Source organism: Raoultibacter phocaeensis (genome assembly GCF_901411515.1).
Lineage (GTDB): Bacteria > Actinomycetota > Coriobacteriia > Coriobacteriales > Eggerthellaceae > Raoultibacter > Raoultibacter phocaeensis.
In genome coordinates, this window is sequence record NZ_CABDUX010000002.1 from 1,166,035 (window position 1) to 1,184,105 (window position 18,071).

At 61.3% G+C, this 18,071-nt stretch carries 18 protein-coding genes; all 18 read right to left on the reverse strand.

The window, feature by feature from the left end:
- Positions 1 to 18: 18 nt before the first annotated feature.
- Positions 19 to 906, reverse strand: coding sequence for a pyruvate, water dikinase regulatory protein (locus FJE54_RS12825; RefSeq protein WP_139653207.1), 888 nt, complete (start codon positions 904 to 906; stop codon positions 19 to 21).
- Positions 907 to 910: 4 nt separating this feature from the next.
- On the reverse strand, positions 911 to 2,998 hold the full coding sequence (gene glyS, locus FJE54_RS12830; RefSeq protein ID WP_139653208.1) for a glycine--tRNA ligase subunit beta: 2,088 nt from the start codon (positions 2,996 to 2,998) through the stop codon (positions 911 to 913).
- A 1-nt stretch (position 2,999) separates the two neighbouring features.
- Positions 3,000 to 3,947, reverse strand: coding sequence for a glycine--tRNA ligase subunit alpha (locus tag FJE54_RS12835; protein WP_139653209.1), 948 nt, complete (start codon positions 3,945 to 3,947; stop codon positions 3,000 to 3,002).
- Between the two features lie 42 nt (positions 3,948 to 3,989).
- Positions 3,990 to 4,559, reverse strand: coding sequence for a signal peptidase I (gene lepB, locus FJE54_RS12840; RefSeq protein WP_139653210.1), 570 nt, complete (start codon positions 4,557 to 4,559; stop codon positions 3,990 to 3,992).
- A gap of 269 nt (positions 4,560 to 4,828) precedes the next feature.
- Positions 4,829 to 5,395, reverse strand: a complete 567-nt coding sequence (lepB, locus tag FJE54_RS12845) for a signal peptidase I (protein WP_139653211.1) — start codon at positions 5,393 to 5,395, stop codon at positions 4,829 to 4,831.
- Positions 5,396 to 5,466: 71 nt separating this feature from the next.
- Positions 5,467 to 6,204 carry a tRNA (guanosine(37)-N1)-methyltransferase TrmD gene (gene trmD / locus FJE54_RS12850; protein ID WP_139653212.1) on the reverse strand — a complete coding sequence of 246 codons (738 nt, stop codon included), beginning with the start codon at positions 6,202 to 6,204 and terminating at the stop codon, positions 5,467 to 5,469.
- 84 nt (positions 6,205 to 6,288) lie between these two features.
- Positions 6,289 to 6,684, reverse strand: coding sequence for a ribosome maturation factor RimM (locus FJE54_RS12855; protein ID WP_255467427.1), 396 nt, complete (start codon positions 6,682 to 6,684; stop codon positions 6,289 to 6,291).
- Between the two features lie 120 nt (positions 6,685 to 6,804).
- Positions 6,805 to 7,059 (reverse strand): KH domain-containing protein, encoded by a 255-nt coding sequence (locus FJE54_RS12860; RefSeq protein WP_139653214.1) that lies wholly within the window; start codon positions 7,057 to 7,059, stop codon positions 6,805 to 6,807.
- A gap of 4 nt (positions 7,060 to 7,063) precedes the next feature.
- The gene (gene rpsP / locus FJE54_RS12865; protein ID WP_139653215.1) at positions 7,064 to 7,309 is read right to left on the reverse strand and encodes a 30S ribosomal protein S16; all 246 of its coding nucleotides are present in this window, start codon (positions 7,307 to 7,309) and stop codon (positions 7,064 to 7,066) included.
- 253 nt (positions 7,310 to 7,562) lie between these two features.
- Positions 7,563 to 8,069 (reverse strand): GNAT family N-acetyltransferase, encoded by a 507-nt coding sequence (locus FJE54_RS12870; protein WP_139653216.1) that lies wholly within the window; start codon positions 8,067 to 8,069, stop codon positions 7,563 to 7,565.
- A 7-nt stretch (positions 8,070 to 8,076) separates the two neighbouring features.
- Positions 8,077 to 8,916 carry a hypothetical protein gene (locus FJE54_RS12875; protein WP_139653217.1) on the reverse strand — a complete coding sequence of 280 codons (840 nt, stop codon included), beginning with the start codon at positions 8,914 to 8,916 and terminating at the stop codon, positions 8,077 to 8,079.
- A complete protein-coding gene (locus tag FJE54_RS12880; protein WP_139653218.1) occupies positions 8,910 to 9,656 on the reverse strand; it encodes an ABC transporter ATP-binding protein in 747 nt (248 codons plus the stop codon). The genes FJE54_RS12875 and FJE54_RS12880 overlap by 7 nt, the downstream gene beginning before the upstream one ends.
- 35 nt (positions 9,657 to 9,691) lie before the next feature.
- Positions 9,692 to 11,107 (reverse strand): signal recognition particle protein, encoded by a 1,416-nt coding sequence (gene ffh, locus FJE54_RS12885; RefSeq protein WP_139653219.1) that lies wholly within the window; start codon positions 11,105 to 11,107, stop codon positions 9,692 to 9,694.
- A gap of 128 nt (positions 11,108 to 11,235) precedes the next feature.
- Positions 11,236 to 12,156, reverse strand: a complete 921-nt coding sequence (ftsY, locus tag FJE54_RS12890) for a signal recognition particle-docking protein FtsY (RefSeq protein ID WP_139653220.1) — start codon at positions 12,154 to 12,156, stop codon at positions 11,236 to 11,238.
- 3 nt (positions 12,157 to 12,159) lie between these two features.
- A complete protein-coding gene (gene smc / locus FJE54_RS12895) occupies positions 12,160 to 15,702 on the reverse strand; it encodes a chromosome segregation protein SMC (protein ID WP_139653221.1) in 3,543 nt (1,180 codons plus the stop codon).
- A gap of 5 nt (positions 15,703 to 15,707) precedes the next feature.
- The gene (rnc, locus tag FJE54_RS12900; protein WP_139653222.1) at positions 15,708 to 16,580 is read right to left on the reverse strand and encodes a ribonuclease III; all 873 of its coding nucleotides are present in this window, start codon (positions 16,578 to 16,580) and stop codon (positions 15,708 to 15,710) included.
- A 5-nt stretch (positions 16,581 to 16,585) separates the two neighbouring features.
- A complete protein-coding gene (plsX, locus tag FJE54_RS12905) occupies positions 16,586 to 17,632 on the reverse strand; it encodes a phosphate acyltransferase PlsX (RefSeq protein ID WP_139653223.1) in 1,047 nt (348 codons plus the stop codon).
- Positions 17,633 to 17,866: 234 nt separating this feature from the next.
- Positions 17,867 to 18,046 (reverse strand): 50S ribosomal protein L32, encoded by a 180-nt coding sequence (gene rpmF / locus FJE54_RS12910; protein WP_139653224.1) that lies wholly within the window; start codon positions 18,044 to 18,046, stop codon positions 17,867 to 17,869.
- Positions 18,047 to 18,071 lie beyond the last annotated feature (25 nt).

Below are 18,071 nucleotides of genomic sequence, written 5' to 3' on the forward strand. Positions count from 1 at the left end.
CCGCACACGGCACGCACCCTATATGAGCACGTCGCTCGAAACGGGATGTACGCGCTCGTAGTAGCGCAGGATCTCCTGGGCGGTTTCCTCGACGGCGCGGTTGTCGGTGCGCACGACGATGCAACCGAGCCGGCGCATGAGCGCCCTCGACTCCTCGAGGTCGCGGTGCACCTCTTCAGGGTCGGCGTAGCTCGCCGCCACCGCGCTCGCGTTGCCGAGGCGGCGCTGGCGGATGTTGATGAGCACTTCGGGCGTCGTCATGAGCCCGAACAAGCGGGTCGAATCGACGTCTTCGAGTTCGCGCGGGGGATCGGTATGGAGATCGAGCGGGATGTTCGCCACTTTATGCCCCTGCTGCGCAAGGTAGATGGAAAGCGGCGTCTTCGAGGTGCGCGACACACCGATGAGCACGATGTCCGCCTGCGTGAGATCCTGCGGGTTGCGGCCGTCGTCATGGGCGATCGTGAACTCGAGCGCGGCGATGCGCCTGAAGTAGTTCTCGTCGGCAACGTGCAGACCACCCGGCTTCGTAGACGGCGCGAGCCCGCTTACCTCCGCAATGGCGTCGATCGCCGCCGACAGAAGATCGACGGCGACGATGTTGGGGTGCTTTTCGACGTAGACCTTGAGCTGAAGGCGAAGCGTCTCGTCGACAAGCGTGTAGAAGACGAGCAAACGGTCGGATCCAAGCACCTCCAAATGATGCGCCCCGTGCTCTTCGAAGAACAGCTTGATGTCCGAAAACTCGTTCACCTTCGGCAGTACTTCGATGCAGGGATCGGTGACGCCGAACTGGCTCGTAGCCGCACGGGCGACGGCCTGCGCCGTCAAGCCCACCGAATCGCTGATAACGTGGATGGTGGGAAGCGGCGTCGTGTTATCGACCGTGACAGGTTCGAGCACCATTGGGCTACCTTCCGAGTTTCGCCATCTTGCCGAAATCGGCAACCTGCGAAAACACTCCGACGAAGCGGTTGAGCAATCTGAGGCGGTTGTTCTTGAGCTTGTCGTCCTCGTCCATGATGAGCACGTCTTCGAAGAAGCGGTCGATGGGCGCGCGCAGCGCGGCAAGCTCGCGAAGCGCCGTCGCGTACTCGTTTTCCGCAAGCGCGGCATCCACCTTGGCGCGCACGTCCGAAAGGGCGGTTGCAAGCGATGTTTCGGCATCGCCCATGAGCGCCCGATCCACCTCGTCGCCAAGCGATGCGTCTCGCAGATTGTTCGCACGGGCATACGCGATTGCAAGATCGTCCATCACGTCAGCCATGCCTTCGCGCGCAGATTGCAGGGCGGAAACGCGCGCGATGATCTCGGCAGGCTCGGTCGCGCCGGTCGCGAGCACCGCGTCGACCACATCGGAAGCGCTGCCGCCGTCTCGCAGCATCACCTTCGTCCGCGTGACGAAGAACTCCGCAACCTCGCGCGCCACCGCATCGCGGTCGAACTCGACGGCGGCATACGTATCGAGTGACGAGGAAATCGCGGAGTCGAGCGAGACGGGAAGCCCTGAGGCGAGCATGTTCACGATGCCGATGGCGGCACGGCGCAGCGCGAAGGGGTCGGACGAGCCGGTGGGGCCCTGGCCTACGGCGAACAGCCCGCAGATGGTGTCGAGCTTATCGGCCATGGCAACGACTCTGCCGACCGTGCTCTCAGGCATGTCGTCGCCCGCGAAACGCGGACGGTACTGATCGGCGATAGCACGCGCAACCTGGGCGGTTTCACCTGAGGCTTCGGCGTAGTACGCACCCATGATGCCCTGGACGCTCGTGAATTCGACGACGGCGTTGCTCACGAGGTCGGCTTTGCTCAGATACGCGGCACGATGCGCATCGGCGGCGTCTTCGGCGGATAGCCCCGCATCGGCTGCGAGCTCGTCGGCAAGGCGCACGACGCGTTCGGTCTTCGCCTTCATCGTACCGAGCGATTCCTGGAACACGACCTCGTCGAGCCTTTCGACGTAGCGGTCGAGCGGCACTTTGAGATCCTCTTCGTAGAAGAACTTCGCATCGGCAAGGCGCGCCCGCACCACGCGCTCGTTGCCGTCTTGGATGGTAGAGGCGCAGTCGGGATTGCCGTTCGTCACGACGATGAAGCGGTTCGTGAGCTTCTTATCGGCATCGTAGAGCGGGAAGTAGCGCTGGTGCATGAGCATCGCGTCGACGATGATCTCTTCGGGTACGCGCAGAAACTCCTCGTCGAACGAGCCCACGAGCACCGTCGGGTACTCTGCGAGGTTGATCACTTCAGTCAGCGTCTTCTGCGGCAGCTCGGCGGTAAAGCCGGTCTCGCGCTCGACAGCTGCAACGCCGGCGCGGATGGCCTCTTCGCGCAGCGCTTCGCTCGGCACGACGTACGCGTTCGAGATGACGTCGATGAGCTTTTCAGCCGATGCGACCGTATGGGGGCCGGGTGCCAAAAACCGGTGGCCGTGCGTCGTGTCGCCGGCAACGAGGTTCGCGAACGTAACCGGTACGACCTCGGTTCCGTATAGGGCCACAAGCCAGCGGACGGGGCGCGAGAAGTATACGCTTTGGGTGCCCCACCTGCACGACTTCGGCCACGAGATCGCCTCGATGAGGCCGCCGAGCACCTCGGGCAGAAGATCGATGACCGAACGTGCCGGAATGCTCTTTTTCGCATACACGTACTCGATGCCGTCGACTGTCCTGCGCTCGAGTTCGTCGACCGAAACGCCCTTTCCGCGCGCGAATCCTTCGGCGGCCTTCGTGGGCTCGCCCTCGGCGTCGAACGCGATTTTGACGGACGGTCCCTTGTGCTCTTCGACGAGCGACTCGGTCTGCTCGGCCACCTCTTCGACAACGGCGATCAGACGACGCGGCGTCGAATACACGGCGGTCGTTCCGTGCGGTATGCGCACAGCGTCGAGGGCGTCGGGCACGAGCGATTCGAGCTGCTTGGTCGCGTTTTTAAGATCGAAAGCGGGGATTTCCTCGGTTCCGATCTCGAATGCGAGAGTGCGCGCGTTCTCTTTCATGCTACTCCCCTTCCTCTTCCTCGTCGCCGACCGGAGCCTGGCCCACCACGTGCTCAAGATACGAGGCGCACACCGCTTTGGCGAGCGTGCGGACGCGCAGGATGTAGGCCATGCGCTCGGTCGCGGAAATCACGCCGCGGGCGTCGAGCAGGTTGAAGGCGTGGCAGCATTTGAGCACGCTGTCATAGGCGGGAAGCGGAAGCCCCGCATCGAGCACGCGCATGCATTCGCGCTCGCGCTCGTTGAATTCCTGGAACAGAAACTCGGTGTCGGCAACCTCGAAGTTGTATGCCGAGTATTCGCGCTCGTTTTCGAGGAACACATCGCCGTACGTGAATACGACTCCGTCAGCGCCGCGGCTCCATACGATGTCGTAGATGGAATCGACGCCCTGGATGTACATGGTCAGGCGTTCGAGCCCGTAGGCGATCTCGACGGGGACGGGATTGCATTCGAAGCCGCCGACCTGCTGGAAGTACGTGAACTGCGTAACCTCCATGCCGTCGATCCACACTTCCCAGCCAAGCCCCCATGCACCGAGCGTAGGGCTTTCCCAATCGTCCTCGACGAAGCGCACGTCATGGGCGTCCACGTCGATGCCGATGGCGCGCAAGGATCCCAGGTACAGATCCTGGATGTTGTCCGGGGAGGGTTTGATGAGCACCTGGAACTGGTAGTAGTGCTGCAAGCGGTTCGGGTTCTCGCCGTAGCGTCCGTCGGTCGGACGGCGGCAGCCCTGCACGTATCCCGTACGCCACGTGTCGGGACCGAGAGACCTGAGCGTCGTGGCGGGCGCGTTCGTACCGGCTCCCACCTCGTTGTCGTAGGGCTGCAGGATGACGCAGCCGGCGCTTGCCCAATATTGCTGCAGACCCATAATGACGTCTTGGAACGTCGGGGGCAGCGCTTCTTGCGTGCGGTCGGTCGCCGAATCGTTTGGTGATGCCATGGTTCTCCTCGTGTCCTTGGTTCGTACCTTTTCCGATGAGCCCTACTGGAGAACGCCGAAGTTCTCCAAGGGCCAATAGATGAAGCAGCCCTTGCCGGTTACGCTCGACTCCTTAACGGAGCCGAAGTAGCGGGAATCTTTCGAGTTGGTGCGGTTATCCCCCATCATCCACAGCTCGCCTTCAGGAACCGTGTAGGGATAGCTTATGTCGACGAGCGTGCTCGCGAAGGGATCGGAGGGAAGGCCGTGGGTGTAGGGCTCGTCGAGGGCGACGCCGTCGACGTAGACCCTCCCGTCGATGAGGTCGACGGTCTGCCCGCCCGTCGCGATGCAGCGCTTGATGAGGATGCGACCGGGTATCTCCTTATCCTCGAACGTCACGATGTCGCCCGGCTCTATGTCGCGGAAGTAGTAGCTCACGCGTTCGGAGAACACCTTGTCGCCGGTCATGATGGTGGTCTCCATCGAACCGGAGGGAATCTCGTAGGGCTGGATGACGAACTCGCGCAACAGCCACGAAAGGCCGACGACGAGCGCGACGAGAAACAGGAAGCTCAGCAGACTCCGCAGCACGGAGCGCTTGGGGGCATCGGCGTGTTGACCGGCATCCATGAACGTTTCGCTTCCTTTCCATCCAGACCTCGCCAATCGATACGCCTGAATACGATTCGACGGTATATGATACCGCTTCGCGTCAAAGCGTATGCGTCGGTAGATAAACATTTCAGAAATCCACGATCGAGAGCGCGCCGGGGCGCTTTCTGAAACGGTGCCCGAACGACTGCGGCGTCGCGAAAAGCCCCCGACGCACTCGTGCCCGCGCATAACCCGCACGACACCGACAAGATGCGGATCGGGGCGCGCGGGCGCCTCCTTGGCGCTTACAAGGTCCCGAAATGGGAGGGCGGCCAGTACACAAGACAGACCCGGCCGGTGACGCTCGATTCTTTCACCGATCCAAAATACCGCGAATCGTTGGAGTTCGTGCGGTTGTCCCCCATCACCCACAGCTCGCCTTGCGGAACCGTATAGGGGTAGTTCACTTCGACGATGGTCTTCGACAAGGGATCGGAGGGAAGGCCGTGGGTGTAGGGCTCGTCGAGGGCGACGCCGTCGACGTAGACCCTCCCGTCGATGAGGTCGACGGTCTGCCCTGCCACCGCAATGCAGCGCTTAAGCAGAATACGGCCTGGAATCTCGTTGTCCTCGAACGTCACGATGTCGCCCGGCTCTATGTCGCGGAAATAGTAGCTCACGCGTTCGGAGAACACCTTGTCGCCGGTCATGATAGTGGTCTCCATCGAACCGGAGGGCACTTCGTAGGGTCGCACGACGAATTCCATGATCAGCCTCGACGCACCCACTGCAACGACGACGATGACGAGGATGGTGAGAATGCTTCTGAAAAGCGACGGCTTATGGGTCTCGGCATGCTGCCCGGCATCCATGTACGTTTATTTCCTTTCGGTTCGTCGGTCGGTCTGAGCGTATACGTGCGCGCTGTGCGCGCACCATGATCCTAACGCGGCATTGCGGCCTTAAGCGACGCCAGAATAGCATGGTCGGCCGCATCGAGGTTCGCCGTTTCGAGCAGATCCGGCCTCAGGCACAGGGTGCGCTTGAGACTCTGCTCGCGCCGCCACCTATCGATGGCGGCATGGTTGCCGGAGAGAAGCACGTCGGGAACCTCCATCCCGCGGTACACAGCAGGGCGCGTGTACTGCGGATACTCGAGCAATCCGTCGTAAAAGCTCTCGTCGATGGCACCCGCCTCGTCCCCGAGCACCCCCTCGATCTTGCGAACCACGGCATCGATTACGACCATCGAAGCGAGCTCGCCGCTCGTGAGCACGTAATCGCCCACGGAAAGGATCTTGTCCGCCAAAGCGTAGGCACGCTCGTCGATCCCCTCGTAGTGGCCGCACACGAACAGAAGGCGGTCGCGTGCAGCAAGCTCGATGGCGAGCGCATCGGTGAACGGCTCGCCTTGAGGACCGAGGAAGATCGTGTAGGGCTTCGAAGCTCCCTCCGATGCGATCTCTTCGAACGCCTCGAATATCGGTTCGCACTTCATCACGAGACCTTGGCCCCCGCCGTAAGGGTCGTCATCGGTCGTACGGTGCCTATCGTGCGTCCAATCGCGCAGATCGCGGGCGGTAAATTCAAGGATGCCCTTCTCTTGCGCTATGCGCATCATCGACGCACCCATGACGGCATCGAACATGCCGGGAAACGTCGAGAGCGTTTCTATCTTCATGGAGCCGTCCTTTCTCTCGCGTAATCGTACCCGCATGCGCTACACCACGCCCTCGCGTGCGTGCTTGAGGCTACGCCCACAGCCTCAACACTCGACGAGTCCGCGGGGCACGCGCGTTCTGACCGTTTCGGCATCGTCGTCGATCGCAAGCACGATGGCGTCCACGAACGGTACGAGCACCTCGCCCATAGCACCGTCCACGGAAATGAGCCGCTGCGCCTTGTTGTCGATCACCTCGACAACCGTTCCGATATCGCCGAGCACCTCGTCTATGACCGCATAGCCGACGATCGTGTCCTCTTCGCACGCGTCGAACCCCTCGGGCAGATCGACCCTGCGCACCAAACACGAACACCCTGCGAGCGCTTCCGCCGCATCGATCGAGTCGACGCTGTCGAAGACGACATGGTAAACATCGTGCCCGAGATCGTTCGCTTCGATAACGATGCCGCGCCGGGGCACATCGAGCACCGGCGGCACGAAAGCGACCTCAAGGCCGGCGCGCAGCAAAAAAGGAAGGCCAGACGCACTGCGTGCGACCAGCCCACCTTGCAAGCTCTTCGGTTTTACCAGTTCGGCTACGTTGGCCCAATCGTGCATTTAGTCGATGAGCTCTACTTCGACATGGGTATCGGTGCGGGAAGCAGCCGCGCGCGCAAGCGTGCGGATGGCCTTGATGACCCTGCCTTGCCTACCGATAACCTTGCCGGCATCGTCTTCGTGAACGCGGATCTCGACGAGGATCGTTCCGTCGTCGGCCTCGCTCGACGCGATCTCGAGATCGTCGGGATACTCGACCAAAGGCTCGACGACCGAAGCCACCAATCCGGCGACGTCTGTCGTTTCGGCAGACATGGCGCTACGCGTCCTTGCGTGCGGTTTCGATGAGGCGGGCAACCGTATCGGTCGGCTGCGCACCGTTCTTGATCCACGCATCGACCTTCTCGAAGTCGAACTTCACCATGGCCGGATCGACACAGGGGTTGTAACGGCCGACCTCTTCGATGAAACGGCCGTCGCGCGGTGCGCGCGCATCGGCGACGACGACGCGGTAGTAAGGTGCCTTTTTAGCGCCGTGGCGGGCGAGACGAATTTTAACTGCCATGAAGTTGAACTCCTTTTACCATGTAATACAACGTGTGCTTGCCGGATCCGTGCAGAATCGGCATCCTTGAAAAACAGCAATTGCTAATAATAGGGTGAAACGGCTCGTCTTGCAAGCATTCGGGCAAAAGGCGTCACGATTTACAGAAAGTACGGCAAAAGTCCATCCACGAGCCGACCCTTTTGGATGCGCAGATCAAAATCTTGAAACGCCGAGAGTCCCGAACGCGCTCCGAGTGCAGCGCATACGGTCATCAAACCTCGTGAAAGTAGATGAACGTATCCTGAAACGTTCCGTCTTTCATACGGAACCCGCCGAAAATCGTACCGATTCGAGTAAATCCGAGATCTTCGTATAGATGGATGGCACCTGCGTTGCTCGCAACGACGGCGTTGAACTGCAATCCCCGAAACCCGATCGAGCCCGCCCGTTCAAGCGAGTCCGACACGAGCGCCCGGCCGATTCCCCTGCCCCGCGCCTCAAAGGACACCGCGTAGCTCGCGTTCGCGATGTGGCTGCAGCGCCCTGTGTTGTTAGGATGCAGGATGTAAAGTCCGAGCAGGCGGTTTCCGCATACGGCAACCGCCGTAGCCGACTGGGACGAGAAGAACTCGAGCGCCGCATCCGCGTCGAGCATCTCCTCCTGCGGAAACGCGACGCCGTCTTCGACGACCTCGTTCCATACGGTGCGCATCGCCTCGAGGTCATCCTTTTCGAACAGCCTGATCAAAAGCGGTTCATCGTTTTGCACGGCTTGCATCACCGCCTTACGCGAGGTTCGTTTTCCGGTCGATCACGTACACGCACACGGCGTAGAACACGATCGAAGTTATCAGATAGAGTACGAGCGAAACGCCCGAAGAGAGCATGTTCGCCGCTGCGTAGTTGTACGACGATTCGTACATGAAGCTGGTCGCAAGCAGGACGCTCTTGATGCTGTGGACGAGCCCCGCAGCCCATGAGAGGGCGAAGAACAAACCGATGCCCGCAGCAACCTTGTGTTTCGCGGCAAGGGCGCTGCCGAGCGCGAACGCGGCGTAGGCGGTGAGCACCATCGCGAGCACCTGCATCGCAGACGTCGACCCCGCGAGCATGAAACTCGCAAACGACTCGATGCTCGAGAACCCGTAGGAGGACATGAGCATGAAGTACGGGATCGTCTCGTCGAAATCGCCGGCAAAGCCCATCGCGGCCATCGAGGCGAAATATGCGCAGAACCCGACGATCACCACATCGATGAGCAGCCAGAGCGCGGCGGCGATGACCTTCGACGCGATATGCAGGTTCGCGCTTACGGGCAGGGTGAGCGTAAGGTAGCCCTCGTCGGTGAAGAAGTTCTTGTAGAAGCGGTGCACGATGGCGAAGAAGGTCGCCGCCGAAGCCATGAAAAGCGCGAACAGGCAGAATGCGCCCGTCATGGCGAGCATGACGAGGATCGAGGCCGAAAAGCCCGACGAGCCGCTCCATCCGTTATACGCAGAATCGATCCAGTTGCAGCCGAAGAAGCATGCGGCAGCCACCAACCCCACGGCAAGCGCGGCGATATGGACGGGTACGAGCACGCGCGAAAGCGCTGCCATATCGTATTTCAGCAGTTTTCCTAGCATCGAAACGCCTCCCTGAAGTACTGATCGAGACTGCGGCCGGTCTGCTCGCGCACCAGATGAGGAGACGAGTACAGAGACATCGTGCCGTACTGCAGCAGAATGAAATCGTCGAGCACGGCCTCGACGTCGGCCACAAGATGGGTCGATACGAGGATCGTCGAATCGCGATGGTAGTTCGTGATGATCGTACCCAGGATGAAATCGCGAGCCGCCGGATCGACGCCGCCGATCGGCTCGTCGAGCAGGTACAGGGCAGCTCTGCGCGCCATAACGAGCACGAGCTGCACCTTCTCCTTCGTTCCCTTAGAAAGCGCCCCCATAGTGCTCGTTAGGGGAACCGACAGACGCAAGAGCATATCTTCGGCAAGCCTTCGGTCGAAGTCAGCGTAGAAATCGGCGAAGAACGAAAGCGTATCGTTCACCTTCATAGCGGGGCTGAAATACGGTCGTTCGGGAAGATAGGAAACACGGCCTTTCGTCGAAGGACTCGGTGTCTCACCGAGGATGAACGCGCCGCCCGCCGTGGGCTGCAAAAGCCCCGCGATAAGTTTGATGAGCGTGGTCTTTCCGCTACCGTTCGGCCCGAGCAGACCGACGACGCGCCCACTCGGCACCGAGAACGTAACGGCATTGAGCGCGTTCACGTTCCCGTAGCGCTTGGTGAGCGATCGGCACTCGAGCACCGGCGCGCGCACGGGCTCGGGAATCGGTACATGCGGTTGAGCATAAGGTTGGTCCATGGGTCACCCCTCATAGGCTGGAAGCAGACTGCTGTCTACTTGTCGATGTCTTTGAGCATGTCCTGCATCTTCTTCATGTCGGCCATGCTCATACCGTTCATGCCGGGAAGCGAGCGCCTGCGACGGCCCTTCTTGTTCTTCTTGCCCTTTTTGGGACGCCCGTCGTCTGCTGGCATGAACTGCTTCATCATCTTTTTCGTCTCGTTGAACTTCTTGATGACCTGGTTCACGTCGGACACCTGAACTCCCGCGCCGGCCGCAATGCGAGCCCGACGGCTGCCGTTCAGGATATCGGGCTTCTCGCGTTCCTTAAGCGTCATAGAATGTATGATGACCTCCATGCGGTCGAGGGCGCTTTCGTCGACTTGACCTTGCGACATGGCCTTATCACCTCCTGGCAGCGCCGCGACGAGCTTGGACACGCCTCCCATCTTGCGGATCTGCTTGTTCATATCGAGAAAATCGTTGAGGTTGAGCTGCGCGCGCATCATGCGCTCGGCGGCCTCGGCCTCCATCTCCTCCGCTTCGATCTTCGCGGCGCTCTCGATGAGGCTCACGACATCGCCCATGCCGAGGATGCGTTTGGCCATACGGTCGGGATGGAACTCCTCGAGCGAATCGGGCTTCTCGCCCGATGAGATGAACTTGATGGGCTTGCCGGTGACCTGCTTGATGGAGAGCGCGCCGCCGCCGCGCGCATCGCCGTCCATCTTCGACATGATCACGCCGTCGAAGTCGACGCGCTCGGAGAACGCCGAAGCGACGTTGACCACATCCTGGCCGGTCATCGCGTCGACGACCATGAGGATCTGGTCGGGTTTGACCTCGCGCTTGATGTTTTCGGCCTCGGCCATCATCTCCTCGTCGACGTGCAAGCGTCCTGCTGTGTCGATGATGACCACGTCGCGCAGGTTGTCGATGGCATCCTGAACGCCCTCGGCTGCGATCTTCACGGGGTCTGTGTCCTCACCCCGGTACACGCGCACACCGATTTCACCGCCGAGCGTTTGGAGCTGGTCGGCGGCCGCAGGACGGTACACGTCGCATGCCACGAGGAGCGGCTGGTGGTTCTCCTGCTTCAGGCGATACGCGAGCTTGGCTGCTGCCGTCGTCTTGCCGGAACCCTGCAGGCCCACGAGCATGATGACATTGGGGATGCGGCTTCCGAGCACGAGCTTGGAATCGGTGCGGCCCAAAAGTTCGGTCAGCTCGTCGAGCACGATCTTGATGACGTTTTGCGCCGGCGTGAGCGAATCGAGCACTTCGGCGGTCAGACAGCGCTCTTTAGTGTTGGCGATGAAGGTCTTCACGACCTTGAAGTTGACGTCGGCTTCCAAGAGCGCCATGCGTATCTCGCGCATGGCGTCGTTGATATCGGCCTCGGTCAAACGGCCTTTCCCGCGCAGCCCCGAAAAGATTCCCTGCAGTCGTTCGGAGAGGTTTTCAAGCATGGATCGCAGCTCCCATCGTACGGTTTTACCAGTGTGCGATACCACCAGTATAGCCGAGCACCCGAAACCGAGCCGATTCCTTCGCTAAAACTCCCTTTCAACCGATACAGCGCTTTGCGAACTCGCCCTTATCCCCGCTCGTCGAAGTCGCCGACAAGCGCTTTCGCGAAATCGCGGGCGTCGAAATCCTTCAAATCGTCGATGCCCTCCCCGACGCCTATCTTGAGCACGGGAAGCCCAAGCTCGTGGGATATAGCAAGCGCGATGCCGCCTTTGGCCGTACCGTCGAGCTTCGTGACGATCACGCCGTCGAGGTCGAGGGCGCGGTCGAACTCGCGCGCCTGCGAAAGCCCGTTTTGGCCGGTAGTCGCATCGGTGACAAGCACGGTGTATACGGGCATGGTCGCGCGCTTGCGCACGACGTTCACTACCTTCTCGAGCTCGCGCATGAGGTCTGCCGAAGTATGCAGGCGGCCCGCCGTGTCGACGAGCACGAGATCGGCGCCCGTCTGCTCGGCGCGCTCGATAGTGTCGTAGCACACGCTCGCCGGATCGCTGCCGCGCTCGCGCGTGCATATCTCAACGCCCGCGCGTTCGGCCCACACCTCAAGCTGCTCGATGGCTGCCGCGCGAAACGTATCGGCGCTCCCCAGAAGCACGCTTCGACCCCCATCGGTCGCCTCTTTGGCGATCTTTCCCACTGTGGTGGTCTTGCCCGTGCCGTTGATGCCCACGAAAAGCACGATGGCGTCTTCGCCGCCGAACACCTCTTCCCCGCCCTGGGCAAACGTATCCGCAATCTGGTCGTTCAAGAGGTCGAGCACCGCGTACGCATCGGGCAGCGCCTTGCGCTTAGCCTGGTCGCGCAGACTTCCCACGATAGACGCCGCCGCAGGGGCGCCGACGTCGCTTACGATGAGCGTTTCCTCGAGGCCATCCCAAAACTCGTCGTCGAGATCCGGACCGCGGTCCAGAAGAACGTTCATCGACTCCTTGAACTTGTCGCGGGAACGGGTGAGTCCCTCGCTGATCCTATCGAAAAAACCCATGCTTTACTCCTCTGCATACTTGAGCGCATGGTCGAGCTTCTGGCTCACCACACGCGTCACGCCGTCCGCCTGCATCGAGATGCCGTAGAGCACGTCGGCCATCTCCATCGTTCGGCGCTGATGGGTGATCATTATGAGCTGCGTCGAATGACGAAGCGAATCGAGGTAGGCGCAGAGCCTGCGCAGGTTCGAATCGTCGAGCGCCGCCTCGACCTCGTCGAGGATGTAAAACGGCGTCGAGCGGATACGGTACACCGCGAACAAAAGCGCAAGCGCCGTCAGGGATTTCTCGCCGCCGCTCATGAGCATCATCTTCGTGATGCGCTTGCCGCGCGGTTGCGCCGTCACCTCCACGCCCGTATTCTCCGGGTCTTCAGGATCGACGAGCGAGAGCTCTGCCGAGCCGCCGGGGAACAGGATCGCGAATATCTCCTGGAAGTTGCTGTTCACCTGCTCGTAGGTTTTGATGAAATCCTCTTTCATGCGCGCATCGATGACGCTCACGATCTTAGAGAGGGAGCGGCGCGCCGAATTGAGATCGTCGAGCTGGGTGGCCATGTAGTCGTACCTCTGCTTGAGGTGCTCGTACTCGACAGCCGCATCGGGGTTGATCGTGCCCATGTTGGCGATACGGCGCCTCAGCTTGAAGGTCTTGTCCTCGGTTTCGGCGCGGTTCTCAAGCGGCGGGGTTACAAGCGCGGTTTCGAGTGGGACCTTGCAGTCGTTCACGATCGTGCTTATGGCCGCCTCGACCTGCACTTCGAGGCGCCCTTTGTCCACGCGCGCCTGCGAGAGCTTCGCGTTCACCTCGTCGAAGGCGTCGTGAGCCTCGCGCGATTTCTTGCGCGCCTCGTTCATAGCCGCATGCAGTCCGCTCGACGAATCCTGCTGGGCAAGCGTTTCGTCCTCGAGCCGCTGCGTCCACTTCTTCGCGCTGTCGGACAGCTCCTCGAACACGGCAAGCAACGGAACGACGCGCGTGCGGGAAAGCGCTTTTCGGGCAAGGCTTTCCTTCGCCGCCTCGTCTTGCGCGAGCATCGATTCGATCTCGCGTGCGCGGGCTTCGACGACGCGCTTGGTGTAGGTCTCGCGTTCGGCGGAGGTGGCTGCGGCAAGGCGCGCTTCGGAGAACTCGTTTTGGAGTTCGTTTGCGCGGCGACGCAGCGGGGCGACGTCTTGCTGAAGCTCGCCCGTCTTCGCCTTGGCCTCCTCAAGCGCCCCTTCGAGCTCTTCGAGCGATCGCTCGAGCTCGTCGGCGGTCGGCTGCGCGGTCTTCAGCACTTCTTGGGCCTCAGCGCGCTGGCGCTCGAGGTCCTCGAATTCGCGCGTTAGGGCGGCAAGTTTCTCCTCGGCGCGCTTGAGCTCTTCTTTCGACGACTCCACCTGCCCTTTGAGCTGCGCGAGCTCTTGGGACAGGGCGAGGCTCTTCGCCTGCGCATCACGCAAGGCCGCATCGGTTTTCTCGCGCTCGGCTTCCGCCCGGGTTTGCGCGGCTTCCGCTTCGGCAAGCGATAGCTTCAGCTCTTCGATACGGCGATGGCGCGCGAGGGCGCCTTCGCCGTCGTGCCTGTTCGACCCGACAACGATCTTGCCGTTCGGCCAGATGACGAATCCGTCGCGCGTAGCAAACCGTGCACCGGTTTTATCGGCTGTATGGGCGGCGATGGCTTCCTGCCTGCTTTCGCACACGTATACGTCGCCGAGCAACCCCGAAACGGCCTCGGCATGGGAATCGGGAAACTCGAGCAGGTCGATGAGACGCTCGCCCGCAGACGCGCGCGTCTGCGGTGCGCTCATGCCGCTTCGGGGGTACAGCAGCACCTCTCCCGTCTCGTCGATCGAGCACAGCGCCTCGGCGATTGCGTTCGCGCCCGCAACATCGGATACGAACAGGCCGGCGAGATCGGCGCCTAAGAGGTGCTCGACGAGCGCTTCTGACCCCTTCGGCGCAACGATGATATGGGAGAGCGGCTCAAGGCGCGCCTCGAGCTCGTCAGCGTGCTCCATGAGCCACGAAAGGGCGGGGCCTGCCGCCTCGCTTGCACGCTCGACCTCTTCGAGTCCGCGGATTTCCGATGCGAGAAGAGAAGCCTCGTCGCGCGCGGAGTCGAACGCTTCGCGGGCTTCTTCTCGAGCCGCAAACGCCTCGGAGACCTCGTGGCGCGCCTTCGCTTCGCGCTCCGAAAGCTCGGCAAGCTTCGACTCGCCCGCCTCCTGAGCCGCATGGATGCGGTCGTAATCGCTTTTCGCATGCGCGAGCTGAATTTCAAGCTCCTTGCTGTGGCCCGCGATAAGCTTCTCGTGGGCGCGGCTGTTGGTGAGAAGCTCGTTGTTCTCGGCTTGCGCAAGGCGCGTCGCCTCGATGCGGCGGGCAAGCGATTTCTCTTTGCCCGACCACTCTTGGACGGATTTCTCGAGAGCCGACCTTTTCTCGGTCAACTCACGCTGCTCGGCAAGAAGCCTTTCCACCTGGGTATCGGCGGCTCGCCTTTGGGCCGATGCTTCTTCGAGCTGAGCCGCCGCCTGTGCGCGGTCGGCTTCTGCCTGCTTCGCCTTCTCCCTGTTGGCGGAAAGGGTCACCTGCAGTTCGGCTTCATAGCTTTGGGCGGCCCGCTTCTTCTCATGCAGTAGCAACGTCGTCGCATCAAAGCGCTCGAGAGCCGATTGCGCACGGCGATACCGACGCGAAAGCTCGCCTGAGTTGGCGTTGCGCTCCTGGATGGTCTGCTGGAGCGCCTCGATCTCGCGTTCGACCGCATCGATCGCGGCGCGCATTCCCAAAAGCTGCTCGTCGAGATCTTTTTCGAGGCCCCCCGCCGACTCCCATTTCTTCTGGAGCACCCGCAGATCGTCCACCGCAAGCAGCAGGTTCAGCTCGGCAAGCTCATCGGCGAGACCCTGATAGGCCTGTGCGCGTTTGGCTTTGCGCTCAAGCGGTTTCAGCTGACGCTCCACTTCGGCGGCAACGTCTTTCACGCGCGTGAGATGCGCGTCCATCTGCTCGAGCTTGCGCTGGCTTTTGAGTTTGCGCTGCTTGTGCTTGAGCACACCTGCGGCTTCCTCGATGATGGCGCGGCGATCCTCCGGCTTCGACTGCAAAATCGAATCGAGACTTCCCTGCGAAATGATGGAATGGGTACCCGTACCGAGCCCCGAATCGTGCAGGATGTCGAGCACGTCCATGCGACGTGCAAGCGCGCCGTTGATGAGGTATTCGCTCTCGCCGCTGCGGTACATGCGGCGCGTGATGGCAACCTCGGAATAGTCGACGGGAAGCGTGCCGTCGGTATTGTCGAGCACAAGATCGACTTCGGCGATGCCGACGCTCTTGCGCGCCGAGGAACCGGCGAATATGACGTCTTCCATGGCCTGGCCGCGAAGGTTCTTCGCGTTGCGCTCGCCGAGCACCCAGAGCACCGAATCGGATATATTCGATTTGCCCGAGCCGTTAGGACCCACGATGGCCGTGATGCCCGGCTCGAGCGAAAGCACGCTCCTATCGGCAAAGGATTTGAATCCTTTCAGGACGAGGGATTTCAAGTACACGTTTGCTACTCCCGGTTTTTCTGCTTCGTTTGCTTGTTCTGTTTATTCTGCTTATCGAGCCGCGCACGGTCCCGCTCGCTTTTCTTGCGGGCCTTGTCCTCCGCCTTCGCAGCGGCGAGCGCCGCCTTCGCAGCGGCTTTCTCGGTGCGGGCCGCCTTCGCATCGGCGCCCAAACCGAGAAAATCGCTCAAACGGGCGAGCGTTGATTTCGCCGCCTGGCTTTCGGCTTCCTTCTTCGTGCGCCCGGTTCCCCGCGCAAGCCCTTGCGTACCTGCGAACACCTGCGCAACGAATGTGCGGTCGTGCGGAGGGCCCTGCGTTTCCACGAGCTTGTAGGTGGGCGTGATACCGTCTTCCTGAAGCTTTTCCTGCAACGCGCTTTTCGGGTTCTCGGGCTCGCTTGCCATATCGAGCGACATGCGCGGTATGAGCGTGCGCTGGACGAACGCCGTGGCCGTTTCTATGCCCCCGTCGAGGTAGAGCGCGGCGACGATGGCTTCGTACACGTTTTCAAGCGCCGAATGAAGCCCGCGCTTGCCGGTTCCCGTCTCGGATGAGCCGAACACGATGATGTCGGCGAACCCGAGTTCTGCCGCAACGTCCGAGAGGCTCGTGCCCGACACGAGCGCGACCTTGATGCGCGTAAGGCCGCCTTCGTCGAGATCATGGAACCGATCGAACGCAACCGTGGCGACGATGGCCCCAAGGATGCTGTCGCCTAAGAATTCAAGGCGCTCGTAGGAGAACTTGACCGATTTCCCCTCCGTCGCCGAGGGGTGGGTAATCGCAGAAAGCAGCAGTTCCTTGCGCTCGAACGTGTACTCGAGTATCTGCTGCGCCCGATTGAGCTTCTCGCGCTGTTCTTCGGAGCTCGTCATGCAGATCACCGGGCTTCCGCAGCAGGTTCGGCATCGTTTGGCTGCACGGTTTTCGGCGCAGCCTCTGCAGCGACGGTTTCGGCGATGAGCTCGGATACGTGCTCGCGCACGATCTTCGCCGTGGTATGGATGCCGTTTTTGATGGCGGTCGCGTTCGACGAGCCATGCCCGACGATGCAGGCTCCCTTAACGCCGAGCAGCGGTGCGCCGCCGTAGGTATCGGGGCTCACGCTCGCCATGAGGTCCTTAAGCCCGCCTTTGATGGTAAGTGCACCGAGCTTGGTGAGCGCACTTGCGTAGAAGATGTCTTTCAGCGCCTTGAACAGCGTTTTCGAAGTGCCCTCGATGGTTTTCAGGCACACGTTTCCGGTAAAGCCGTCGGTCACGAAGATATCGTAGGTACCTGGAAGGATGTCGTTGCCCTCGCCGTTGCCGACGAAGTTGGGCAGATTCGCTTCGAGCAGCCCGAACGCCTCCTGCGCGAACGCAGAGCCCTTGGTGTCCTCTTCGCCGATGTTCAGAAGCGCCGCTTTCGGATCGGAGACGCCGAGAATCCGCTCGGTATAGATGGTGGCCATCTGGGCGAACTGCACAAGGTATTCGGGCTTGCAATCGGCGTTCGCCCCGACGTCGCACATGACGACCGGTTTGGCGGGCGACGGAATGACCGTGCAGAGCGCTGGACGCGACACGCCCTTGATGCGCCCCATGACAAGCGTTGCCGCAGCAAGGCACGCACCGGTCGATCCCGCCGAGAAGAACCCGGCGGCTTCGCCTTCTTTCACAAGGCGACACCCCACGACAAGCGATGAATCCTTCTTCTTGCGCACCGCGTTCGCCGGATGCTCGTCCATGGCTATGAACTCGGTAGTTGCAACCGCACGGCAGCGCTCGTGCTCGGCAGCGAACGGCTCGACCGTTTCGGCAGGACCGCACAAGACGATTGCGAGATCGGGATCCTCGGCAAGCGCCAAAGCCGCTCCTTCGAGCACAACGTCGGGTGCGTGGTCTCCCCCCAGCGCATCAACCGTTACGGTAACTTGTTCTGGCATCGTTTCTCCTTGCGTGGCAGACGGCGCGGGCGCCGTTGCGTATTCGGGCGACATGAAAGCCGCGAACCAATTATAGGCAAAGAGGATGCGCGATCGCAGTCGGTTGATGCGATTTCATCCCCTTTGCACGCAAAACGAAACGAAGCTCTCGGAGATGCCTCGTAGCAAGGCAGCCCGGAGAGCTTCGCTTTCCGATCCGAGCGGGATGCACCGCGCGGATGCACGAGACAGAGGTTAGTCGGTCTCGATGACTTCGCGGTTCTTGTAAAAGCCGCAGTTCGGGCATACGCGATGCGGAAGCTTCACTTCGCCGCACTGCGGGCACACAGAACGCGAGGGAGCTGCAATTTTATCGTTTGCGCTCCTGCGGGCATTGGTGCGAGCACGGCCCATTTTACGCTTAGGTACTGCCATGATCCTTGACTCCTTTTCCAAGCCG